The organism is Pseudothauera rhizosphaerae (genome assembly GCF_004801305.1).
Lineage (GTDB): Bacteria > Pseudomonadota > Gammaproteobacteria > Burkholderiales > Rhodocyclaceae > Pseudothauera > Pseudothauera rhizosphaerae.
The window spans coordinates 196,617-218,435 of the sequence record NZ_SSOD01000004.1; the positions used below are offsets into that span (position 1 = coordinate 196,617).

A 21,819-nucleotide genomic window follows, 5' to 3' on the forward strand; every position below is an offset into this window, starting at 1 on the left:
CCGTCAGCCACCTTCGCAGGAGCCGCGCCATGGCCACCATCACCATCGATCTCCCGGACGACATCGCCGAGCAGGCGCGTCGCGCGGGATTGTTGTCGGCGCGGGTCATTTGCGGACTCCTGGAGGACACCTTGCGCGAACGGAGCGGCGATATCGGCATCAAAGCCCTCCGCGCCGCGTTGATCGAGGGCAAAAACAGCGGCAAGCCGCGGCCTTTCGACTTCGAGCGATTCCTGCAGGAAAAGCGCCGCGCCGCCGAAGCACAGTGAGTGGCTATCGCCTGTCGCCGCTGGCGGCGGCGGATTTGTCCGACGTATGGGACTACTCCGCCCGCCACTGGGGGTTTGACCAGGCGGACCGTTACGTCCGGACGATACGCGACGCCTGCGCCGCACTGGCCGCTGGACGGCTGCACGGCCAGAGCGCGGAACACATCCGCCCCGGCTACCGCAAGCAGATCGTCGGTCGGCATCTGCTCTTTTTCTGAAAAGCGCCCGACAACGGCATAGAAGTCATGCGCATCCTTTATTAGCGCATGGATGTGGAACAGCATCTGTAACGCTTCTGGCCTGTCATTTGAAAGGGCGAACTCTGGAGTGGCAGAGCGCCCCCACCAGCCACTCAGCGGCGGAGGCGCATAAGCGGGTCCAGATCAATAGCTCGCGCGTAGCGTCAGCATGACGTTGCGTGGTTCGCCGTACCAGTTGCCGGAGTCAGTGGTTCCGACCACCTGGTAGTAACGCTTGTCGAACAGGTTGTTCACGTTGAGCGCCAGCGACCACTGCGGGTTGAAACGGTACTCGGCGAAGAGGTTCACCAGTGCTCGGCCCGGTTCGGTGAACTCGTAGTCGACAGTCGGCCCGTCGTACAGGCCGCTGACCGCATTGAAAGTACTGGCCGATCCCGACACATAAGTTTTGCTCTGTGCCGTCAAGCCTCCACCGACTTTCAGCCCGGCCAACTGGCCGCGCAGTTGGTAGCTGGTCCACAGCTTGAACAGGTGTTTCGGCGTGATGGAGCTGAAGACTCCTTTGCTTTGCTTGTCTTCGTTGTCGTTGTAGGTATAGCCGACTGCAAGCTGCCAGCCGGGCAGGATTTCACCGCCCAGTTCGGCTTCGATGCCCTTGCTGACGCGGTGGCCTGTATCGAGAAAGCAGCAACTGCTGCCGAGATCCCCCGGAGTATTGGGATAACTGGAATCACGGACAGCAGTACCCTTGCGATCGATCTTGTACAGAGCCAGCGAGGTATTCAAGCGGCCACCGAAAAGCTCGCCCTTGATCCCGATTTCATGGTTGCGCCCGGTGATCGGATCAAGGGGAGAACCAGGGAGTGGCGCTTTGAGGCTGGTCGATTGCGACTGATAAGTATCTGCAATGCTGGCATAGGTCGTCCAGCTATTATTAATGTCATAGACGACGCCAATGTACGGAGTAAAAACCGAGTCATCCTTGCGGGAGGTCTGGCTGACGCTAGTAAGCAACCCCGAGGGTACGCTATAGGAATACTGCGTCTGTTTGAAATCGTACCAACTCTGTCGCCCACCGAGAATGAGGGTCAAGGGATCGGCGATCTTCAGCGCCAACGATCCGTAAAACCCCTTTTCCGTCCGGTCCTGATCGACAGCAGTGAAGGGATAGTATGGATCGTTCGAACCATACTGCGAAGGATCGAAATCGAAGATATCTGCTGCTATACGACCACTGTTACGGCGTGCGCCGGTCCGTGATAGCTCAAAGTCACTCCAGTTTGCCCCAAGCGTCAAACGGTGCTCACGCCCAAACATTTGAAACTTCCCTTTGAGCGCGGCATCGATGGTGCGTTGAGTCTCGGGGTAATGGTAGGAGGCCCCCCTGCCGGCAAAGCCGGTGCCTGTCAGAGGGTCAATAGCCCCATAAAAAAGGTGATCCAGACGATAACTATCGGTCTTGGTACGAGACATCTCGATGCCCAGAGACCAATCTGAACCAAATTTCTGATCGATCCGAGCAAAAAACGAACGACGTTTCCGGTCGGTGTTGTCATCCGATGAATTCCCGAAGAAGCTGCGTGACAAACGAAGATCGTCGCCATTGCTGTACCGGGGAATACCGAAGCTCCAGAAGGTCGCGTCATGGCGATCATAGTGGGCGCCGATTGTGAGCATGGTGCTGTCGGTCACATCCGCCTCGACGATGCCGTAGAACACCTGTTTGTCGCTGTCGGCATGGTCATAGAAAAACTCGCGGTCCTCCAACGCTGTGACGAAACGGCCGCGAACACGGCCATCCAGAGCCAGCGGGCCGCTGATGTCGGCCTCGGTGCGGAAGTTGTTCCAGCTTCCGGCGGAAAGCATGCCCTTGAGCTGAAAGTCTCGTGTCGGCTTCTTGCGCACCAGATTGATGGCCCCGCCGGGGTTACCGGATACGCCATACAGGGCATCGGAGCCGCGCAGCACCTCGACGCTGTCGTATAGCGCCATGTCGATCTGCTCCGTCACCCAACCATTCGAGAGTGAACTGTTGCCGTCGATCTGGAAATTGCCGATCTCGAAGCCGCGGGAATAGAAGTAGGAACGCGAGGTGTCGTACATCTGATGCACGACGCCGGGCGTCTGCTCCATGACGGATTCAAGCGTGTTCAAGCCCTGATCCTGTATCCGTTGAGCCGTCATCACCGTCACGGATTGCGGCGTCTCGCGCAGGCTCTGGCCCTTGCCATAAGTGGAACTGTGGGTGGTATAGGAGCCGCTGCCTTCGGTGACCCCGATCCGCTCGCTTGCCGCCGTCACCGTCACCGGTGCCAGCGTCGCCTCCCCATGCTTGTCTACCACCGGCGCCGGCCGCAGCCCGTAGTTGCCGCCGGCCTGCCGGTAGGCTTCCAGCCCTGTGCCGACGAGCAGCGCCGCGAAGCCGGCCGATACGCCGTAGCTGCCTTTGAGGCCGGGGCTGGTCCTGCCTTTTGTCGCTTCACCGGAGGCGGTCAGCAGTACCCCGGCTTCTTCGGCGAAGCGGTTCAGTGCGCCGGCCAGCGGTCCGGCGGGGATGTCGTAGGTTTTGGCCTGGGCAAGCGTCTGGGGCGCGTGCTCCTGCCCCTGCGCTTCCGGCATCCAGCCCGCGCCGGCGAACAAACTGCCGGTAATGGCGACGTGCACCGCAAACGCCAGTGGGCGCGGCGCAAAGTTGAACACCGGCCGGATTGCAGGCAGCGGATGCGGAGTGGCGGGAGCGATGTGGCGGCAAGCAACGCCACCGGGGTTGGCGCGACGGCAGGAACGGCTGGACATGGGACGGTTTCCCTCAAGCGATGGGTTGAACAGGGAGAGGGGCGGTCCGGGGCATCGCGCTGGCTGCCTGAGCGCACGGGGCGAACGGGGGCGCGGCAACCGGCTGTCCGGGCCGGTGCGCACGCCGTTGGGTGGCTGGTGATGGGTGATCGGCTTGCCTCTCACCGGGTAAATCGGGCGAAAGGCAAAAAGGGGAACTGCTCCGGCGTTTTTTTCATCATTCGGCGGAATTGATCGAATCGAACGATTCGCCTAATATGGGCGTCAGAAATCCACCGAGACCCATGCCATGTTGACTTTTACTGCCAATGAAGCCAAGACCCGCTTCGGGGAACTGCTCGACCGCGTGCAGCGGGAGCCGGTCCAGGTCGCCCGGCGCAACCGCGTGGTCGGCGTCATGGTGTCGCCGGAAGACTACGCGGCAATGCGTGCTTTCTATGCCGACCGTTTGCGCAGGACGATGGAGCGAACCGCCAGCGCGGCTGCCGCCCAAGGTCTGACCGAGGCGGAACTGGCAGACCTGCTGGCCGATGAAAGCTAAGCGAGCCGTCGTCGACAGCAATGTACTGATCAGTGCTGCACTGTCCGCCGGTTCGGTACCTGGCCAGGTCACATTCTGGTTGCTTGAACACGGTCGGCTGCTGTTTTGCGACGAAACCTTCGCCGAACTGGAAACCCGCCTGTGGCGCCCGAAGTTCGACCGCTACCTGAGTCTGGAAGACCGGCGCCTGCTGCTGCACGATTTGAGTGCCGTGGGCGAGTGGGTAAAGCTGCCCGAAAGGGAGCGGCCCACTTTCAGCCGGGACCCGGATGACGACAAGTTCATGCAACTCGCCCTGGAGGGCAGGGCTGACTGGCTGATCAGCGGTGACCGCGACTTGCTCGATCTGGCGCCGGTTTCGTGGCTGCGCATCGTTTCGCCCGCCGAGGCGCTGGGGCTGATCGAACTGCCATGATGTGAAGGCGATGGCTTCGCCATCCGGTTCAACGCGCCTCGACGGTGACCCACCAAGGCAGCGTCCGGCGTATCCGAACCGGCAGGGTGTTCTCCAGCATGGCCAGGGCACGGTCGGTATCGTCGGCCGGATAGACTCCCATCACGGTAAGTTCGGCCACTTCCGGCGCAACGCCGATGTGGCCGCGCCGGTAGCGGGCCAAATCTTCGATCAGTTGCCTGAGCGGGATGTCGTCCGCCAGGACCACGCCGCGGCGCCAGGCTTCGCGGGCACGTTCGGCGGGGGCGATGGTGGATATCTGCTCGGCGGTGAAATCGGCGCGCTGCCCGGCTTCGACGCGTTGGACCGCGCCGGTTGCGTTGCGGATTTCCACGGCCCCTTCGAACACGTCGAGCCGGGTGCGCCCGTCGCCGTGGTTTACCGAGAAGCGGGTACCCAGTGCCTGCATGCGCCCGAAGCGGGTTTGCACGTAGAAGGGCCGGCCGGTTCGATCGCCGGCGGTCTGGATGAGGATTTCCCCTGCCGCCAGTTTGAGCAGGCGGGCGCCGGCCTGGTAATCCACGCTCAAGGCACTGTCGGTGTTCAGCCAGACCTGCGTGCCGTCGGTCAGGGTGATTTCCCGCCGTTCGCCGGTACCGGTGTGGAAATCGGCGCCCCAGGCCATGACGATCTCGGGCAGGGGTGTCTGGCGCCAGCCCAGCCAGCCGGCCAGCGCCAGGCCAGCCAGACCCGCGATGCCGCCGAGTGCGTGGCGCCGGCCGGCCGTGCCGCGCCGGGCGGCCTTGATGCCGGCAACGGCGGCTTCGTGCCCGCCGTTGCGCAGCGGGTCGAAACGCCGGCTGACTGCCTCGATGTGCGCCCAGGCCTGGGCGTGTTCGGGGGATTGGGCAAGCCAGTTCCGCCAGGCTTGGCGTTCCCGCTCGGTGACGCCGTCGCCGCGCAGGGTGGCGTACCAGGCGGCAGCCTGTTCCAGGCTTGCGAAACCCGCCTTGGCCGCGCCTTGTTCCGGCTGCCCGGCGGGCGGCATGGGGATGTCGCCTGCCGCCATGTTCAGACGTCGAGCCCGGCTTCGATCAGGGCGCACTGCAGCATGGCCTGGGCGATGTATTTCTTGACCATGCGTTCGGAGACACCGAGCTGGCCGGAGATTTCGCGATAGGGCATGCCATCCACCTGGGCCATTACGAACGCGGCCGCCGCCTTTTGCGACAGGCGGCCGAGCATGTTGCCGATTTCCAGCAGGGCTTCGACGACGAGGGCGCGGTGTTCCGGAGAGGGTTCGAACGCTTCCGGCCGTGTTGCCAGGGTTTGTAGCCAGGCTTGCTCGACCTCCCGGTGGCGCCAGAGGTCGATGCACATGCCGTTGGCCATCGCGCGGAGGTAGCCGCGCGCCTCGGGCGCGCTGGCGAAGCGGCGCGGTGCGGCCAGCAGGCGCAGGAAGGCGTCGTGGGCAAGGTCGGCGGCATCCGCTGCGTTCCCCAGGCGGCGGCGCAGCCACCCGTGCAGCCAGCCATGGTGGTCGCAGTAGAGGAGCTCGATGGAAGGTGGAGACGGGTAGTCCGAGGTGCTCACGAGGGGTGGCCGTGCGTACAACGATAGTTAAATGGGAATCGCTCTCAATTATCTGCGAGGGCGGCCCTTCTGACAACCGCGCCGCGGCAGGCCGGGGAGTTCATTGCGTCGGCTGTTCCGGGCATACACCTGCGGATATGCTCCCGATCAGTGCGCCTCCCGGTCCAGTTCGGCGGCCAGCGCCTGCAGTGCCGGGGAGATGCGCACCGGCCACAATTCGGTGGAGTCCGTGCGGTCAAGGGTACGCAGCGCCGCGGGCAGACGGGCCAGTTCTTCGGCGGCGTGGGCGCGCAGCGCCGCGAGCGGTTCGGCTGGCGCCAGGCGGCGGCCGGCGCGCATGACCGGCTGCAGCAGTGGGACGGCGTCCGTGGGCGGCGCCTCGTCGTGCAGGGCGACCAGGTCGCCGGCACTGCCGCCCAGGCGCCACACCTGCTTGGCGCCCGGCCAGGTGGCCTTGCCTTCGGAACGCTTGCGCCGCGGCCGTCCGTCGTAGGCCTGGAGCTTGTAGACGGCGTCGATGCAGGGCACGTCGGCCGAGGTGGTGAGGCTGGTGCCGACGCCGAAGCCGTCGATGGGTGCATCGGCGGCGAGCAGGGCGGCGATGCGGCCTTCGTCCAGGTTGCCGCTGGCGAACAGATGCACGTCGGGGAGGCCACCGTCGTCCAGGATGCGGCGCACGCGGCGGGCGTGGTCGAGCAGGTCGCCGCTGTCCAGGCGCAGGGCGCGGATGCGGGTGCCGTGCCGGGCAAGTTCCGGCGCCAGTTCGACGACGCGGCGTGCGCCCTCCTCGGTGTCGTAGGTATCGATGAGCAGGGTCAGGTTGTCCGGTTGGGAAGCGGCGAAGCGGGCGAAGGCATCGGCCTCGCGGGCGTGCGCTTCGATGTAGGAGTGGGCCATGGTGCCGTACACCGGAATGCCGTAGCGCTGGCCGGCCAGCACCGTGGCGCTGCCGTCGAAGCCGGCCAGCCAGGCGGCGCGCGCGGCGAGCAGTCCGGCCTCCGCGCCGTGGGCACGGCGCAGGCCGAAGTCCACCAGCAGCCGGCCGGGCGCGGCCAGGCGGCAGCGCGCGGCCTTGCTGGCGACCAGGGTGGCGTAGTGCACCAGGTTGATCAGCCGGCTCTCCACGAGCTGCGCCTCGGCGATGGGCGCCTCCACGCGCAGCACCGGCTCGTTGGCGAAGAACACGCTGCCTTCGCGCATGGCGTGCACGTCGCCGGTGAAGCGGAAACCGGCCAGGCGGTCCACGAAGTCGGGAGGGAAGCGCCCGCTGTCGTGCAGCCAGGCCAGTTCGTCGGCCCCGAAGCGCAGATTCTCCAGGTAGTCCAGCGCCTGCTCGATGCCGGCCAGCAGCAGGAAACCGCGTTCCGGCGGCAGGCTGCGCACGAAGAGTTCGAACACCGCGCGGCCGTGCAGGCCTTCGTCGAAGTAGGCCTGCAGCATGGTGAGCTGGTAGAAGTCGGTGAGCAGGGCCTCGTCGCCGGTTCTCATGCCTGCACCTCCTGCAGCGTCAGCAGGCGGGCGCCCCGTTCGCGCATCGCGGCGATGGCGCGCTCGCCGTCGCCGGGCGTCACGTCCACCGCGCGCACCGCGTCGCCGAGCAGGCAGGTGTCGAAGCCCTCCGCGAGCGCGTCGAGCACGCTGGCCCGCACGCAGTAGTCGGTGGCCAGCCCGCCCACGAAGAGCCGCCGGATGTCGTGCCGGCGCAGCCAGTCGGCCAGCCCTGTGCCCTGGAAAGCGGAATAGGCATCCGCGTCCGCGCCTGTGGCCTTGGAGACGACGTGCGCGTCGGCCGGCACGTCCAGCCCGACAGCGAATTCTGCGCCCGGCGTGCCGGCCACGCAGTGGGGCGGCCACGGCCCACCGCGCGCGGCGAAGGACACGTGGTCCGCCGGATGCCAGTCGCGGGAGAACACGCAGGGCAGGCCGCGCGCGGCGAACAGTTGCAGCCAGGCGTTGAGCACGGGCACCACCGCATCGCCCCCAGCCACGCCCAGCGCCCCGCCGGGCAGGAAGTCGCACTGCACGTCCACCACCAGCAGGGCATCACCGGTGCCGAGGTGCAGCGGTACGGGCATGGAATCGGCATGGGCGGACATGGCGGCTCTCCCTGTATGTTCTGGTCCCCTGCACGGTTTGACCGTCGCGGGGCGCGGCCGGTTTGAAGCGTCCGGCCGCGCGGGGGTAAGCTTAACGGGCTCGCCATCGGCAGGGAAGGAAGGGGAGGAAGAATGGACCAAGCCGCACCCCGGCGCAGCCGCCTCTACGACGCGGCGCAACTGGCGGCAGTGCTCGATGCCATGGCGCTGCAGGCCGCGGGCCTGCTGGCCGGTGCGGAAGCCGTAGCCCTGGTGGGTGTGCTGCGCCGGGGCGCGCCGCTGGCCGACATGCTGGCCGAACGTCTCGGGGCGCACGGGGTGGCGCCGCCGCGCCGCGTGGATCTGGCGATCAGCCGCTATGCGGACGACCTGACCCTGCTGTACCCCCAGACCCGCCTGCTGGAAGACGCGGCCCACGCCGCGCCGGACCTGGAGGGCCACACCGTGCTGCTGGTGGACGACGTGCTGTACACGGGCCACTCCCTGCTGCGCGCGGTCGATTGGCTGGTGCGCCGGCACGCCGAGTGCGTGCGGGTGGCGGTGCTGGCCGAGCGCTGCATCGCGCGCCTGCCGCTGCATGCGGACGTGGTGGGCGTGCGCCTGCAGGTGGCGCCCGGCGACATCGTGGAATGCCACGTGCCGCCCTACGAGCCGGCCTTCGCCATCGAGCTGGTGCATCGCCCTGCGGCGGCGCCCGGCAACGACACTTCGCGAGGTGGGCGATGATCTTCAACGACAGGATCGACGCGGCACGCCAGCTTGCCGACGCCCTTGCCGCGCAGCGCGGCAGCCATCCGCTGGTGCTGGCCATTCCCCGCGGCGCGGTGCCCATGGGCGCGGCGATCGCCGAGGCGCTGGAGGGCGAATTGGACGTGGTGCTGGTGCACAAGCTGGGCTCCCAGTGGAACCCGGAGTACGCCGTGGGCGCCATCGACGAGCAGGGGCGCAGCATCGTCACCGACCCGGTGCATGGCGGCGAGGACTGGCTGGCACGGGAGAAGGCGCGCCAGTTCGAAACCCTGAAGCGCCGCCGCGCGCTGTATTCCCCCGGCCTGCCCCCGGCCGTGGCGCGCGACCGCGTGGTCATCGTGGTGGACGACGGCCTGGCGACCGGGGCGACGATGATGGCCGCCCTGCGCTCCCTGCGCGAGGACAGGCCGGCGCGGCTGATCTGCGCCGTGCCGGTGGCCGCGCGTTCCAGCCTGAAGGCGGTGGAAGCGCTGGCCGACGAGGTGGTGTGCCTGTACGCGCCGGCCGATTTCCGCGCGGTCGGGCAGTTCTACGGGCACTTCGGCCAGGTGGAGGACGAGGAGGTGGTCGCCGCCCTGGCGCGGGACCGCGCGCGCCGGGCTGCCGGAAAACCCTAGTTGAGCGGGCCGGCCGGGGGGTGTGCGCAGGCCGCCAGGTGCAGCGCGCGCAATTCGTCGGCGGCGGGCGGGCGCTTGTAGCGCACCGCGAAGTCGCGCACGCTGGCGAGCAGGCGTTCGGCCAGTTCCGGGTCCAGTTCGGCGCCCAGTTCCAGGTAGGCCCGCGTTACCGCGCTGGTGCCCGAATGCTTGCCCAGCACGACGGCGTGGTGGCGGCCGAGCAGGGCGGGGTCCAGGGACTGGTAGGTGGCCGGGTTCTTGTAGAGACCGTCCACGTGAATGCCGGCCTCGTGGGTGAACACCGCGCTGCCAACGATGCTCTTGTTGGCAGCCACCGGCCGGCCGGAGGCCTGCGCCACCAGGTCCGAGATGGCCTGCAGGCGGTTGGGGGCGACGCCGCTGTCGATGCCGTACAGGCTGGCGAGCCCCACCACGGCCTCTTCCAGCGCCGCGTTGCCGGCGCGCTCGCCCAGCCCGTTCACCGTGGTGTTGATGTGGCTCGCCCCGGCGCGCACCGCAGCCAGGGTATTGGCGGTGGCGAGCCCCAGGTCGTCGTGGGCGTGCATCTCGATCTCCAGGTCGCTGCGCGCGCGCAGCGCGGCGATGCGCTCGTAGGTGGCGAAGGGGTCGAGCATGCCGGTGGTGTCGGCGAAGCGGAAGCGCCGCACGCCGGCGGCCTGGGCCACCTCCAGCACGCGGAAGAGGAATTCGGGATCGGCACGGGAGGAATCCTCCCCCCCCAGGCAGACCTCGGCGCCGCGCTCGCGGGCGAGCGGCACCAGGCGGGCGATGGTGGCCAGCACCCAGTCCCGGTCGCGGCGCAGCTTGTGGCCGATCTGGATGTCGGACACGGGGATGGACAGGTTGAGCAGGTCGGCGCCGGTGGCCGCGCAACAGGCCAGGTCCGCTTCGCACAGCCGGCCCCACACCATGGTGCGCGCGTGCAGGCGCTGGGCGACGATGGCGCGGATGACCTCCTGCTCCGTAGGCCCCATGGAGGGGATGCCGATTTCCAGCTCAGGCACGCCGGCTTCCGACAGGGCGTGCGCGATGCGCAGCTTTTCGTCGGCGGTGAAGGCCACGCCGGCGGTCTGTTCGCCGTCGCGCAGGGTGGTGTCGTTGATCGTCACTGCCGCCATGTCGTCCTCCGCCGCGGGGGTATCCGCCGGAACTCTTGCAAGAGCAGTGCCAGGTCTCCGCGGGCGTCTCACGGCGCGCGGTGGCGGGGCGAGGCGCGGCAAGGGGGTCGGTTATGCGACAAAGGGGGCGCCCATTGTCGCAATCGCCGCAGGGCTGCTGTTGCGGTGAATGGCGGAGGCGCGCACAATGTTGAGACAGATTCTCATTCGTGACCTCCCTTCCTCCGCTCCCGGAATCCTCCGCATGCCCGCCGTCCTCCGCCGCTCCGGTTTCTCCTGTACGCCATTCGATCATGGGAGATTCCAAGATGAAGAAAATCGCCGCTAGCCTCCTGCTGTCCGTCCTTGCCGCACCGGTCTGGGCAGCCACCTGCGAGGCCACCGTCGAGAGCAACGATGCGATGCAGTTCAACACGAAGGAAATCGTGGTGGACAAGAGTTGCAAGCAGTTCACCGTGACCCTGAAGCATGTGGGCAAGCTGCCCAAGACCGCGATGGGGCACAACTGGGTGCTGACCAAGACCGCGGATTTCACCCCGGTCGCCCAGGCCGGCGTCAGTGCCGGTCCGGGCAAGAACTACCTGCCCGAGGGCGACGCCCGCATCATCGCCCACACCCGGCTGATCGGCGGCGGCGAATCCGATTCGGTCACCATCGACGTGTCGAAGCTGACGGCGGGTGAGGGCTACACCTTCTTCTGCTCCTTCCCCGGCCACTGGACGGTGATGAAAGGCGTGCTGAAGTTCTGACGCGCCGGGCCGCCGGCGGCGCCTGCCCCGGCGGCTGGACTATGGCCCCCCGCCGCCTAGAATGAAGCGAGGCGGCGAGGGTGCGCCGCAGGGAGTCCAAGGGACCGTGCGCGGTCCGCAACGCGGGCAACACAAGGACAACGCAGGCCCCGCAGTCCAGAGCGAGGAGAAGCATCATGGCCATCGCGTCCCCAGTCCAGGAATTCATGGCCGAACACGGCCTGCGCTACGACGTGCTCAGCCACCCGCATTCCCACAGCAGTTCCGAAACCGCGCAAATGGCCCACGTGCCGGGAAGTTGCCTGGCCAAGTGCGTGGTGCTGGAAGACGACCGGGGCTATCTGATGGCGGTGCTGCCGGCCACCCGCCACGTGCAGATCGGCATGCTGAGCAAGGCCCTCAGCGCGCAGGTGCGCCTGGCCGGCGAAGAGGAACTCGGCCGCCTGTTCGCCGACTGCGAACCCGGCGCGATCCCGCCCATGGGAGCGATCTACGGCATGCGCATGGTCATGGACGACAGCCTGATCGAGCAGCCGGAAATCTACTTCGAGGCCGGCGACCACGAGCGCGTCATCCAGATGAGCCGGGACGACTTCCTGGCGATGATGGACATGGAGAACGCCCGCCACGTGCATTTCGGCGAGCGGACCTGGTACCGCCACTGAACCGACGTCGCCGGACAGGCGTAACTCAGTAGAACAGCGCGTCGATGTCCACCGAGGAGCGCCGCCCCAGGTTGTGGTGGCAGGCGGCGAGCCAGGCCGCGGCGCGCTGGCGGCCCCGGTCGCGCAGCATCTCCAGGAAGGGCAGGCTGGTGGTCAGCCGGCTTTCGCCGGCGAGCTGGCTCATCAGTTCCTCGGCCTCGATTAGGTGGAAGCGCACGCTGCGCAGGCGGCGTTCCAGCCGGCCCAGGGGCAGCCAGTCCTGCCGGGCGAAGGCGCGGGCGTGGGCGTACATGCGCATCTCGCGCAGGAAGGTGGCGGTGAAGGCGAGGTCGAGCGCACGGCCGCGGATTTCCGTCGCAGTGCGCGGTGTGCGGTCGCGCAGCAGCGGGCTGAGCAGCACGAGCAGGATGTCGCGCGTGCGGCATTCGTAGAACAGCGGGAACACCGCGGGGTTGGCCGAATAGCCCCCGTCCCAGTACGGCTCGCCGTCGATCTCCACGGTGTGGTGCAGGTTGGGCAGGCAGGCCGAGGCGAGCAGGGCGTCCGCGGTCAGTTCGTGGGTGTGGAAGACGCGCAGCTTGCCGGTGTTGGCGTGCGTGGTGGCGATGAACAGGCGCAGCGGGCTGGCGGCGCGCAGGCGTTCGAAATCGATCTGGGAACCGACGATGTCCCGCAGCGGATTGATGTCGAAGGGGTTCAACTCGTACGGCGAGAAGTGCTGCGCCCACTGCAGCATCATCTTGAGCGCCGGCGCCAGGCCGCCGTTCTCCACACCGTTGGGTGCCGAACTCATGCCGAACGGCGTCGCCGCCGCCACCGCGTGCCAGAAGCGCGCCAGCGCTTCCCGCGCGCCCTCGCGCCCGCCGGCGAGCAGGCCGTGGGCGAGCACCACGGCGTTCATCGCCCCCGCGCTGGTGCCGCTCACCGCCTCGAAATCCACCCGGCCGTCCTCCAGCAGGGCGTCGAGCACGCCCCAGGTGAAGGCGCCGTGCGCGCCGCCGCCCTGCAGGGCGAGTCCGACGGGGCGGGGGTTGCGCAGACCGGGAAACATGCGGGGGTTCTCCACGTTGTTCGGTGCTCCCGATCATGACTCAATCCGTCGGGGCTGAAAGCCCCGGACCAGGAGAAAAACGATGACGAAGATTCTGGTGCTCTACTACAGCATGTACGGCCACATCGAGTCCCTGGCCGACGCGGTGGCCGAAGGCGCCCGCGGCGTGGCCGGCACCGAGGTGACGGTGAAACGCGTCCCCGACCTGATGTCCGAGGAGGTCGCGCGCAGGGCCGGGGCCAAGCTCGACCAGTCCGCCCCTGTCGCCAGCGTGGACGAACTGGGCGGTTACGACGCCATCATCTTCGGCACGCCGACCCGCTTCGGCAACATGTGCGCGCAGATGCGCAACTTCCTCGACCAGACCGGGCGGCTGTGGGCGGCCGGGGCGCTGATCGGCAAGGTGGGCAGCGTGTTCACCTCCACCGGCACGCAGCACGGCGGGCAGGAGACTACCATCCTTTCCACGCACATCACCCTGCTGCACCACGGCATGGTCATCGTCGGCGTGCCGTACTCGTGCCAGGAGCTGAGCAACATGAACGAGATCACCGGCGGTGCGCCCTACGGGGCCGGCACGCTGGCCGGCGCGGACGGCAAGCGCACGCCGAGCGGCAACGAACTCGCCATCGCGCGCTTCCAGGGGGCGCACGTGGCGGGCGTGGCGGCGAAGCTGGCGGCCCGGTAGGGGGCCGCGGCGGATCAGTTCTTCCCTTCCGGACCGGCGGAAGGCGCGGCATGCGGCCGCGCCTCGGCCGGAGGGGAAGACTCGGCCGCCGGTATTTCCGGTTCGGCTGCCGGCGCGTGGCGGCCGCGCACTTCGGCCTCCACCTTGCGTAGCGTGGGGAAGGCCAGCGCGTGGTAGAGCGGCGTCTGCGCCACGGTCTTGGCGAAGGCATGGGCGACCACGGCGGTGGCCATCAGCGGCAGCAGCATCTGGTGGTTGGCGGTCATTTCCATGACGATCACGAAGGAGGTGATGGGCGCCTGCATCATGCCGGCGAGAAAGCCCACCATGCCCAGCACCAGGATGGCCGAACCGTACTCCGGCGGCATCAGCAGGCCGATGTTGCTGCCCAGGCCGGCGCCCACCGCCAGCGCGGGGGCGAACACACCGCCGGGGATGCGCGACAGGAAGGCGAACCAGATCACCGCCATCTTGGCGAGGAGGAAGTAGATCGGCAACTGCGCGGCGCCTTCGAGCGCGGCCTTGGATTCGGCGTAGCCCGTGCCGTAGGTCAGTCCGCCGGTCGCCAGCCCGATCAGCGCCGTGCCCAGGCCGCACAGGGCGGCGAAGGCCACCGGCCGGTTGGCCGATAGCTCGCCCAGGCGGCCGGGCAGGCCCCGGCTCGACGCGACCAGCAGGCGGGAGAAGCCGCCCCCGAGCAGGCCGCCGATGGCGCCGCACAGCAGGATGGGCCAGACGCTGTCGGGCCAGCCGATGGCGGCCGGCGTGCGGCCGAAGTAGGTGTAGTTGCCCAGCACCGCGAGCGACATCAGACCGGCGAAGATCACCGCGAGCAGCGTGGTGCTGTTGGCACGAAAGGGGTGGAAGCGGCACAGCTCCTCGATGGCGAACATGATGCCGCCCAGCGGCGTGTTGAAGGCCGCCGCCACGCCGGCGCCGCCGCCGGCGATCATCAGGTCGCGGCTGTTGGCGATGCGGCGCGTCTTCTTGCCGGCGATCAGGCTCATCACCGAAGCGCCGATCTGCACCGACGGCCCTTCGCGGCCGATGGAGGCGCCGGAGAGCAGGCCGCCCAGGGTCAGGAACACCTTGGCGACCGCCAGGCGCATGGACAGCAGCTTCCTGCGCACTCCGCCGTCCTCGCTGGCGATGGCCGCGATGGTCTGCGGAATGCCGCTGCCCTGCGCGCCGGGGAACCAGGTGCGGGATACCCAGGCCATGGCCGCGAAGCCCGCCGGGGCGACCAGCAGGGACAGCCAGGGATGTTCGGCCATGACGCCCGCGTGGGTGCCGATGGCCAGTTCCGCGCCGATGGCGAACAGGATGGCGATCAGCCCGGCCAGCAGGGCGGCACCGACGAACTTCAGGCGGATGGTCCAGCGCCGGATCGACAGCCAGGGCAGGGCGTAGCGGCGGCCGCCGCGCGCGAGGCGGCGGATGGTCCGGTCGGACGCCCGCTGCAGCGGGGTGTCACGATCCGGCAGGGGTGGGGGAGGCTCCATGGGGAAGCGGATTGTCGTTATGTCTCGGGGGCTGGACAAGGGCCCAGGCGTTGCGTGGCGCAGACAGTGCGAGCCGCCCGTTGCCACGCGGCCATACAATACGCCATTGCCTCGGCAATGTTAATTTTGACAATCACAATTCGAGCAAATATAGTCCGGAGCGGTTTTCCCAATGCCCACACAGTCTTCGTCGAAAAAGAGTCCTTCCAAGTCCGGCGTGACGCCCTTGTCGGTGCTGCAGCGTTTCCGGGTGCTGATCCGCACGGCGCAGCGGCACTCCCAGTGGATCGAGCGCCAGAGCGGGGTGACCGGCGCCCAGTTGTGGGCCATGCAGGAACTGGCCGAAGCGCCCGGCCTGCGGGTCGGCGAACTCGCCAACCGCATGGCGCTGCACCAGTCGACGGCGTCGAACATGGTGGACCGGCTGGAAACCGCCGACTACATCCGCAAGGAGCGCACCAGCACGGATCAGCGGGTGGTGCGGCTGTTCCTCACCGACGGCGGCAGCGCGATGCTCGCACGGGCGCCGTCGCCGGCCCGCGGCATATTGCCGGAGGCGCTGCGCAAGCTGGATGGGGAGTCGCTGCAGCGCCTGCAGAGCGAACTCGACGGACTGCTGCTGGAGATCAAGAACATGGATGAAGGCTTCGGCATGCAGCCCTTGCCCTTCACCGAATAGGCAATACCCCGCCGGCGGGCAGCCGGCAGACGTTTCGCACTTGTGCGGACAGCAGTTTGAAAGCGGCCTGCGGGCCGCTTCTTTTTTTGATCGGATATTTGATCGAGATCAAGTCCGTGCGGAGTCGTCGACACGGCCTGCGGATGGCTCCGGTAGAGTTACGCGGCTTCCCGCCTTCCGGCGGATTCCCTTATTCCACGGGCAGAACAGAGAGATGGCAGTCGAACTCTACAACGACGGCAAGCATGCCTGTCTGGCGTTCTACGACCTGGTGCACGAAGAGGCCGACTTCGCGGTGCAGTCCAACCAGTTCCTGGTGGTCGACGGCGAGCACGGCGCCCTGATCGACCCGGGCGGCAACATGACCTACAACGGCCTGCTGATGGGGATGCAGCGCTACTTCCCGATCCGCAACCTGGACTACATCCTGGCCTCCCACGCGGACCCGGACATCATCGCCTCGCTGAACAAGTGGATGGTCACCACCAACGCGCGGGTGCTGATCTCCAAGCTGTGGACACGCTTCCTGCCGCACTTCACCACCGGGCGCGACTACTCGGCGCGCACCATCGGCATCCCCGACGAGGGCATGCTGATTCCGCTGGGCGGCTGCAAGATCAAGGCGGTGCCCGGCCACTTCCTGCATTCGGAAGGCAATTTCCAGTTCTACGATCCGGTCTCGCGCATCCTGTTCTCCGGCGACCTGGGCGCTTCGCTGGTAGACCACGGCCATGCCTCGGAGCCGGTGCAGGATTTCGAGCGCCACGTTCCGCTGATGGAAGGCTTCCACCGCCGCTACATGGTGTCCAACAAGGCCTGCCGCCTGTGGGCGCACATGGTGCGCAACATGGACATCGAGATGATCGTGCCGCAGCACGGCGCGCGCTTCGTCGGCAAGGAGATGGTGAACCGCTTCATCGACTGGGTCGAGAGGCTGCAGTGCGGCGTCGACCTGATGTCGGAGAAGAACTACCGCGTGCCCTGAGCGGCGGCTTCAGTGCCGGCGGCTGAGCTGGGCGATGGCGCGTTCCAGTCCGGCCAGGGTGAGCGGGTACATGCGTTCCCCGGTGAGCTGGCGGATGATGTCGATGGACTTGCGGTAGGGCCACAGCCGCTCGGGTTCGGGGTTGAGCCAGGCGGCGGCCGGATAGGCGTCGAGCAGGCGCCGCAGCCAGGCCGCGCCGGGTTCGGCGTTCATGTGCTCGATGGAACCGTGCTGGTGCAGTATCTCGTACGGGCTCATGGTGGCGTCGCCGACGAAGACCAGCTTGTAGTCAGGCCCGTAGCGGTGGATCACGTCGGTGAGCGCGGTGCGCTCGGCGTGCCGCCGCGTGCTGTCGCGCCACACGCTCTCGTACACGCAGTTGTGGAAGTAGTAGTACTCCAGGTGCTTGAATTCGCTGCGGCAGGCGGAGAAGAGTTCCTCGCACACCTTCACGTGGTCGTCCATGGAGCCGCCCACGTCCAGGAACAGCAGCACCTTGACCGCATTGTGGCGCTCGGGGCGCATCAGCAGGTCCAGCCAGCCGGCATTCTTCGCGGTGGCGGCGATGGTGCCGTCCAGGTCCAGTTCCTCCGCCGCGCCTTCGCGGGCGAAGCGCCGCAGCCGGCGCAGGGCCACCTTGATGTTGCGCGTGCCCAGTTCCACGCCGTCGTCCAGGTTGCGGAACTCGCGCCGGTCCCACACCTTGACCGCGCTGCGGTTGCCGGCCGATTCCCCGCCCACGCGGATGCCTTCCGGATGCGTGCCGTTGTTGCCGAAGGGCGAACTGCCGCCGGTGCCTATCCACTTGCTGCCGCCGGCATGCCGCCCTTTCTGCTCTTCGAGGCGCTTGCGAAATTCCTCCATCAGCCTGTCCCAGCCGAGCTTTTCCAGGCGCGCCTGCTCTTCCGGCGTGAGATGCTTCTTCACCATCGCGAGCAGCCATTCCTCGGGCAGGTCCACGTCCAGGCCGGGGATTTCGGTGACGCCCCTGAAGTACTCGCCGAAGGCCTGATCGAAGCGGTCGTAGAGGGTTTCGTCCTTGACCAGGCAGGCGCGCGCGAAGTGGTAGAAGGCTTCCATGTCGTGCCCGCATACCCGCGCGCGCAGGCCTTCCAGCAGGGTCAGGTATTCCCGCGTGGACACCGGCAGCTTGCGGTCCTTGAGATGCAGGAAGAAGTCGATCAGCACGGCTGCGGCCTCAGTTCTGCACCGCCCAGGCCCAGGCCAGCGCCTCGAAATGCAGCGACGTGGCGCGTTCGGGGCTCAGTGCGCAACGTCCGGCGGCCTGCCGGATGCGCAGGGCATCGTCGGACTCGCAGGCGAGGGCCAGTTCCAGCGCTGCGGCGTAGGGGCCTTCGCCGCGCAGGACGGCCGCTTGAATCGCCGGATCGACGGCCAGGGAGGTCATGGCGCGTTCCAGCGATACCTGCAGGATGATGTCGATCAGGGACAGCAGGCCGGTGAGGAACAGCGCTTCCCGCACCGCGGGGTTCTTCCGTTCGGCCAGTTGCTCCATCATGCGCGCCCGCGCGAGTGCGGTTTCCAGCACTGCCGGTACGCGCCCGCGGCCACTGCCGGAACTGCACAGGAGCATGGTCAGCCAGCGCTGCAGCGCGCCGCGGCCGAGCAGCATGAAGGCGTGCTCGATCGATGAGACCGGGTTTGGCAGGCCGTTGGCGGCCGAGTTGATGTAGCGCAGCAGGCGCACCGTGAGTGCGGCGTCCTGCTTGATCAGGGCGGTGATCTCACTGGTGTCGCCATCGTTGCGCAGGCGAGCGATCAGGTCCGCCAGACGGGCGGCGTTGGGCGGCAGTTCCCGGTCGCTCCAGTTCTCGCGCCGGGTGATGAAGGAGCCCTGGAAATAGCTCGCCCCCAGGGCATGGAGGAAGCGGAAATCCTCTGGACCGGCCAGGTTGCGCACCAGCAGCGCGGCTTGCGGGGCTTCGGCGCGGATGCGGTCGGCCAGCCGCAAACCGCTTTCGGCGTCGAGTTCGCCGGCGTCGAGCACGATGACGTCGGCCAGATCCTGCAGCGCCGCGAAGGCCGGTTCGCTTTCCGGTGCCGGCAGTGCGATGCGAATGCCGGCCTGGCGCAGCCGGGTGAGATGTTCCGGCACGGCGGCCGCAAAGGCGGGTTCGGTATCGCCGGCGTGTTCCAGCGTCAGTACCGTCCTGTCCCGGGGCAGCAGTTCCAGGCTGGGGTGGCCGAGGAAACTGTCGGGAACTGCGACAAAAACCAGCCGTTGGCCGGGCAGTTGGCCGGCGGCGATCTGGGCGACGTTGCGGACCAGCAGTTCGGTATAGGCGTGGCGTATGTGGAGGCCGCTCGAACGGATGCGGTTGCGTGTGCCTTCGCGCAGCATGAACTGGTAGGCGGCGATGTGCTGGTCGCGGGAGAGGATGGTTTCGCGGCACAGATGGGTTTCCGGTGTCGCCTCGGTGACCGGGCGCAGGGCGGCATCCATGAGCGGCAGGTGGGTGGACGTGTCGCGCGGCGCAGTGCGCGGTGCGCGGCGGTCGGGCATAGCGAAGCCGGTAGCGGCGGCACCGATTTTCTTGCCGGGGTGGGCGGACGGCCTGTGGCGGCCGAGCAGGGTGGTGAACATGGTTGCCGTATCCTCAGCGGTTATGCCGCGCCATGTACACCAGGCGCTCGAAGAGGTGCAGGTCCTGCTCGTTCTTCAGCAGGGCGCCGGCCAGGGGTGGCACGATCTCCTTGTCGTCCTGGCTCCTCAGGGCCTCGGGCGGGATGTCCTCGGCCATCAGGAGCTTGAGCCAGTCGAGCAGTTCCGAGGTGGAGGGCTTCTTCTTCAGCCCGGGGATGTCCCGCAGGCCGAAGAACACCTCCAGCGCCTCGCCCAGCAGCTTCTTCTTCAGGCCGGGGAAATGCACGTCCACGATGGCGCGCATGGTGTCCCGGTCGGGGAACTTGATGTAGTGGAAGAAGCAGCGGCGCAGGAAGGCGTCGGGCAGTTCCTTCTCGTTGTTGGAGGTGATGAACACCAGCGGACGGTGGCGGGCGCGCACGGTCTGGCGCGTCTCGTACACGTGGAACTCCATGCGGTCGAGTTCGCGCAGCAGGTCGTTGGGGAATTCGATGTCGGCCTTGTCGATCTCGTCGATCAGCACCACGGTGGGCGTGTCGGATTCGAAGGCCTGCCACAGCACGCCCTTGACGATGTAGTTGGCGATGTCCCGCACCCGGTCGTCGCCCAGTTGCGAGTCGCGCAGGCGCGAGACGGCGTCGTATTCGTAGAGGCCCTGCTGGGCCTTGGTGGTGGACTTGATGTGCCACTGCAGCAGCGGGAGACCCAGCGCCTGGGCCACCTGTTCGGCCAGCATGGTCTTGCCGGTGCCCGGCTCGCCCTTGATCAGCAGCGGGCGCTGCAGTGTGATGGCGGCATTGACCGCCAGCATCAGGTCGGGGGTGGCGACGTATTCCTCGGTTCCTTCGAAACGCATCGTTGTCGTCCTCCGTGGGGGTCCGTGGATTATAGGCGCATGATGAACACATTACCGCTTCATGGCGAGTGCCGGTTCGGATTGCCTGCGGCGGCGCGCTTCGAGTAGAATCCGCCCCCGTCATCGGGGAGTAGCCGCCCGGCACTGCGACCGGGGCCTGCATCAACAGACTTGTCCGTCAGGGCATGGTGCAGGCAGTGGCAGGCGCGGGTCGCGCCTGCGGGCCTGGCGAGACCTTTGACCGTGCCGCTCCGAGCAGGGCCGGGGTGCGGCGCGGTCATGGGTTTTCTTGCGCCGGCCCGGAGCACCCCCTTCATGGAAGCCTTTCTCGTCTCCACCGGCATCGTCGCGCTCGCCGAAATCGGCGACAAGACCCAGTTGCTGTCCTTCGTGCTGGCCGCACGCTATCAGAAACCGTGGCCCATCGTGTGGGGCATCCTCGCCGCCACCCTGGCCAATCACGCCTTCGCCGCTGCGGTCGGCACCTGGATCACCGGTGTGCTGGGGCCGGACGTGCTGCGCTGGATTCTCGGCCTGTCCTTCATCGCCATGGCGGCGTGGATCATGGTGCCGGACAAGCTGGACGAGGGGGAGCCCTGTACGCTGCGCTTCGGCGTGTTCGGCACCACGCTGGCGGCCTTCTTCCTCGCCGAGATGGGGGACAAGACGCAGATCGCCACGGTGGCGCTGGCGGCCCAGTACGGCGCCTTCGCCGCGGTCGTGCTCGGTACCACGCTGGGCATGATGATCGCCAACGTGCCCGCGGTGCTGGTGGGCGGGCGGCTGGCCGAGCGCATGCCGGTGCGCCTGGTGCATGGCGTGGCGGCGGTCGTCTTCCTGGCGCTGGGCATCGCCGCGCTGGTCGGCTGGGGGCTTGAGGGGAGTTCGTAAGGGTTTGTCCCGACAGGGAAATCGTTTTCCTCATGCGCCAGCGGGCATAGAATCGGCCGAAAAAAGTGCGCGGACGAACGAGCCGCGTGCCCCCGACAGGCGCCATCCCTCAGCGCCTGCCTTCCGACCCCGACGGAGGAGACGCCATGCAGGGACGGAGCCACATCCTCGCGAGCCTGCTGGTCCTCGCCAGTGCCGCAGTCCAGGCCGACGCCCCGGTGCGCGGTGACGCCGAAGCGGCGCGCGGCAAGATATCCATGTGCATCGGCTGCCACGGCATTCCCGGCTACCGCACGAGCTTTCCGGACGTCTATCCGGTGCCCAAGCTCGGCGGGCAGCACCCCGAGTACATCGTGTGCGTGTGCTGCAGGCCTACCGGAACGGTGAGCGCAGCCATCCCACCATGCGCGGCATCGCCGAGAGCCTGAGCGAGCAGGACATGGCGGACCTCGCCGCCTACTACGGCACCGCGCAACTGCCGGCGCAGGCCGCCGGCGACCCGGCAGGTGCCGGGGAGACGTCCGCGGTGTGCGCGGTCTGCCACGGCGTAGACGGCAACAGCCCGACGCCCGAATTCCCGCGCATCGCCGGTCAGCACGAGGACTACCTGTACCAGGCCGTGCGCGCCTACCAGACGGGTGCGCGCAAGAACCCCATCATGGCCGCACAGGTGGAGAAGCTGTCGCGCCGGGAACTGCGCGAACTCGCCGCCTGGTTCGCGAGCCGGCAGGGCCTCCACGTGAAGCGCTGAGC

25 protein-coding genes and 1 riboswitch are annotated in these 21,819 nt (G+C 67.6%); of the genes, 14 read left to right on the plus strand and 11 right to left on the minus strand.

The genetic code is table 11. From position 1 onward, the window contains the following. The first annotated feature begins 29 nt into the window (after positions 1 to 29). Together E6O51_RS06555 and E6O51_RS06560 are read left to right on the plus strand one after the other, a co-directional pair. The gene (locus E6O51_RS06555; protein ID WP_136384169.1) at positions 30 to 269 is read left to right on the plus strand and encodes a type II toxin-antitoxin system ParD family antitoxin; all 240 of its coding nucleotides are present in this window, start codon (positions 30 to 32) and stop codon (positions 267 to 269) included. Continuing rightward, complete coding sequence (locus E6O51_RS06560; RefSeq protein WP_136384170.1) at positions 266 to 487, plus strand: type II toxin-antitoxin system RelE/ParE family toxin; 222 nt, start codon at positions 266 to 268, stop codon at positions 485 to 487. The genes E6O51_RS06555 and E6O51_RS06560 overlap by 4 nt, the downstream gene beginning before the upstream one ends. Positions 488 to 652: 165 nt before the next feature. Here the strand turns inward: E6O51_RS06560 and E6O51_RS06565 are convergent, their stop codons facing one another. After that, the gene (locus E6O51_RS06565; RefSeq protein WP_136384171.1) at positions 653 to 3,265 is read right to left on the minus strand and encodes a TonB-dependent siderophore receptor; all 2,613 of its coding nucleotides are present in this window, start codon (positions 3,263 to 3,265) and stop codon (positions 653 to 655) included. Positions 3,266 to 3,554: 289 nt separating this feature from the next. Between E6O51_RS06565 and E6O51_RS06570 the strand changes: the two genes are divergently transcribed. Beyond that, positions 3,555 to 3,806 (plus strand): type II toxin-antitoxin system Phd/YefM family antitoxin, encoded by a 252-nt coding sequence (locus E6O51_RS06570; protein WP_136384172.1) that lies wholly within the window; start codon positions 3,555 to 3,557, stop codon positions 3,804 to 3,806. Next, positions 3,796 to 4,221, plus strand: coding sequence for a putative toxin-antitoxin system toxin component, PIN family (locus E6O51_RS06575; protein WP_136384173.1), 426 nt, complete (start codon positions 3,796 to 3,798; stop codon positions 4,219 to 4,221). Before E6O51_RS06570 ends, E6O51_RS06575 begins: the two co-directional genes overlap by 11 nt. 28 nt (positions 4,222 to 4,249) lie before the next feature. Here E6O51_RS06575 and E6O51_RS06580 read toward each other — a convergent pair whose 3' ends face one another. The 4 genes from E6O51_RS06580 to E6O51_RS06595 all read right to left on the minus strand — a co-directional run bounded on the left by E6O51_RS06580 (position 4,250) and on the right by E6O51_RS06595 (position 7,889). Next, complete coding sequence (locus E6O51_RS06580) at positions 4,250 to 5,248, minus strand: FecR domain-containing protein (protein WP_230976715.1); 999 nt, start codon at positions 5,246 to 5,248, stop codon at positions 4,250 to 4,252. Between the two features lie 23 nt (positions 5,249 to 5,271). Then, positions 5,272 to 5,793, minus strand: coding sequence for a sigma-70 family RNA polymerase sigma factor (locus tag E6O51_RS06585; RefSeq protein ID WP_136384175.1), 522 nt, complete (start codon positions 5,791 to 5,793; stop codon positions 5,272 to 5,274). A gap of 147 nt (positions 5,794 to 5,940) precedes the next feature. Continuing rightward, a complete protein-coding gene (locus E6O51_RS06590; RefSeq protein ID WP_136384176.1) occupies positions 5,941 to 7,281 on the minus strand; it encodes a nicotinate phosphoribosyltransferase in 1,341 nt (446 codons plus the stop codon). After that, positions 7,278 to 7,889: a nicotinamidase gene (locus E6O51_RS06595; protein ID WP_136384177.1), complete on the minus strand. Its 612-nt coding sequence runs from the start codon at positions 7,887 to 7,889 to the stop codon at positions 7,278 to 7,280. Before E6O51_RS06595 ends, E6O51_RS06590 begins: the two co-directional genes overlap by 4 nt. Positions 7,890 to 8,021: 132 nt before the next feature. Here E6O51_RS06595 and E6O51_RS06600 point away from each other — a divergent pair, with 132 nt between their 5' ends. Continuing rightward, the gene (locus E6O51_RS06600; RefSeq protein ID WP_136384178.1) at positions 8,022 to 8,615 is read left to right on the plus strand and encodes a phosphoribosyltransferase family protein; all 594 of its coding nucleotides are present in this window, start codon (positions 8,022 to 8,024) and stop codon (positions 8,613 to 8,615) included. Next, entirely contained in the window at positions 8,612 to 9,256 is a 645-nt protein-coding gene (locus E6O51_RS06605) for a phosphoribosyltransferase (protein WP_136384179.1), read from the plus strand. The genes E6O51_RS06600 and E6O51_RS06605 overlap by 4 nt, the downstream gene beginning before the upstream one ends. Here E6O51_RS06605 and nifV read toward each other — a convergent pair. Then, positions 9,253 to 10,395 (minus strand): homocitrate synthase, encoded by a 1,143-nt coding sequence (nifV, locus tag E6O51_RS06610; protein WP_136384180.1) that lies wholly within the window; start codon positions 10,393 to 10,395, stop codon positions 9,253 to 9,255. The genes E6O51_RS06605 and nifV overlap by 4 nt on opposite strands. A gap of 308 nt (positions 10,396 to 10,703) precedes the next feature. Between nifV and azu the strand changes: the two genes are divergently transcribed. Continuing rightward, positions 10,704 to 11,144: an azurin gene (gene azu, locus E6O51_RS06615; protein WP_136384181.1), complete on the plus strand. Its 441-nt coding sequence runs from the start codon at positions 10,704 to 10,706 to the stop codon at positions 11,142 to 11,144. Between the two features lie 176 nt (positions 11,145 to 11,320). After that, on the plus strand, positions 11,321 to 11,809 hold the full coding sequence (locus tag E6O51_RS06620) for an aminoacyl-tRNA deacylase (protein WP_136384182.1): 489 nt from the start codon (positions 11,321 to 11,323) through the stop codon (positions 11,807 to 11,809). 25 nt (positions 11,810 to 11,834) lie between these two features. Here E6O51_RS06620 and E6O51_RS06625 read toward each other — a convergent pair whose 3' ends face one another. Further along, positions 11,835 to 12,860 carry a patatin-like phospholipase family protein gene (locus tag E6O51_RS06625; protein ID WP_136384183.1) on the minus strand — a complete coding sequence of 342 codons (1,026 nt, stop codon included), beginning with the start codon at positions 12,858 to 12,860 and terminating at the stop codon, positions 11,835 to 11,837. 82 nt (positions 12,861 to 12,942) lie between these two features. Between E6O51_RS06625 and wrbA the strand changes: the two genes are divergently transcribed. Next, positions 12,943 to 13,548, plus strand: coding sequence for an NAD(P)H:quinone oxidoreductase (gene wrbA / locus E6O51_RS06630; protein WP_136384184.1), 606 nt, complete (start codon positions 12,943 to 12,945; stop codon positions 13,546 to 13,548). A 14-nt stretch (positions 13,549 to 13,562) separates the two neighbouring features. Here wrbA and E6O51_RS06635 read toward each other — a convergent pair whose 3' ends face one another. Beyond that, the gene (locus E6O51_RS06635) at positions 13,563 to 15,050 is read right to left on the minus strand and encodes a chloride channel protein (protein ID WP_136384185.1); all 1,488 of its coding nucleotides are present in this window, start codon (positions 15,048 to 15,050) and stop codon (positions 13,563 to 13,565) included. A gap of 172 nt (positions 15,051 to 15,222) precedes the next feature. Here E6O51_RS06635 and E6O51_RS06640 point away from each other — a divergent pair, with 172 nt between their 5' ends. Continuing rightward, positions 15,223 to 15,729, plus strand: coding sequence for a MarR family winged helix-turn-helix transcriptional regulator (locus E6O51_RS06640; protein ID WP_136384186.1), 507 nt, complete (start codon positions 15,223 to 15,225; stop codon positions 15,727 to 15,729). A gap of 214 nt (positions 15,730 to 15,943) precedes the next feature. After that, entirely contained in the window at positions 15,944 to 16,714 is a 771-nt protein-coding gene (locus tag E6O51_RS06645; protein ID WP_136384187.1) for an oxygen-binding di-iron domain-containing protein, read from the plus strand. A gap of 9 nt (positions 16,715 to 16,723) precedes the next feature. On the opposite strand, the gene E6O51_RS06650 is transcribed toward E6O51_RS06645, so the two are convergent. The 3 genes from E6O51_RS06650 to E6O51_RS06660 are packed head-to-tail and all read right to left on the minus strand — an operon-like array spanning position 16,724 to position 20,175. Next, the gene (locus E6O51_RS06650; RefSeq protein WP_136384188.1) at positions 16,724 to 17,902 is read right to left on the minus strand and encodes a vWA domain-containing protein; all 1,179 of its coding nucleotides are present in this window, start codon (positions 17,900 to 17,902) and stop codon (positions 16,724 to 16,726) included. A 10-nt stretch (positions 17,903 to 17,912) separates the two neighbouring features. Continuing rightward, positions 17,913 to 19,319 carry an EAL and HDOD domain-containing protein gene (locus E6O51_RS06655; RefSeq protein WP_136384189.1) on the minus strand — a complete coding sequence of 469 codons (1,407 nt, stop codon included), beginning with the start codon at positions 19,317 to 19,319 and terminating at the stop codon, positions 17,913 to 17,915. 13 nt (positions 19,320 to 19,332) lie between these two features. Next, the gene (locus E6O51_RS06660; RefSeq protein ID WP_136384190.1) at positions 19,333 to 20,175 is read right to left on the minus strand and encodes an AAA family ATPase; all 843 of its coding nucleotides are present in this window, start codon (positions 20,173 to 20,175) and stop codon (positions 19,333 to 19,335) included. Between the two features lie 113 nt (positions 20,176 to 20,288). Then, positions 20,289 to 20,427, plus strand: a riboswitch (yybP-ykoY riboswitch). 63 nt (positions 20,428 to 20,490) lie between these two features. Between E6O51_RS06660 and E6O51_RS06665 the strand changes: the two genes are divergently transcribed. The 3 genes from E6O51_RS06665 (at position 20,491) to E6O51_RS21810 (ending at position 21,817) form a co-directional block, all read left to right on the plus strand. After that, positions 20,491 to 21,066, plus strand: a complete 576-nt coding sequence (locus E6O51_RS06665) for a TMEM165/GDT1 family protein (RefSeq protein ID WP_136384191.1) — start codon at positions 20,491 to 20,493, stop codon at positions 21,064 to 21,066. A 146-nt stretch (positions 21,067 to 21,212) separates the two neighbouring features. Continuing rightward, a complete protein-coding gene (locus E6O51_RS06670) occupies positions 21,213 to 21,494 on the plus strand; it encodes a c-type cytochrome (RefSeq protein WP_168735196.1) in 282 nt (93 codons plus the stop codon). Then, on the plus strand, positions 21,470 to 21,817 hold the full coding sequence (locus tag E6O51_RS21810; RefSeq protein WP_230976716.1) for a c-type cytochrome: 348 nt from the start codon (positions 21,470 to 21,472) through the stop codon (positions 21,815 to 21,817). The genes E6O51_RS06670 and E6O51_RS21810 overlap by 25 nt, the downstream gene beginning before the upstream one ends. Positions 21,818 to 21,819: the final 2 nt, after the last annotated feature.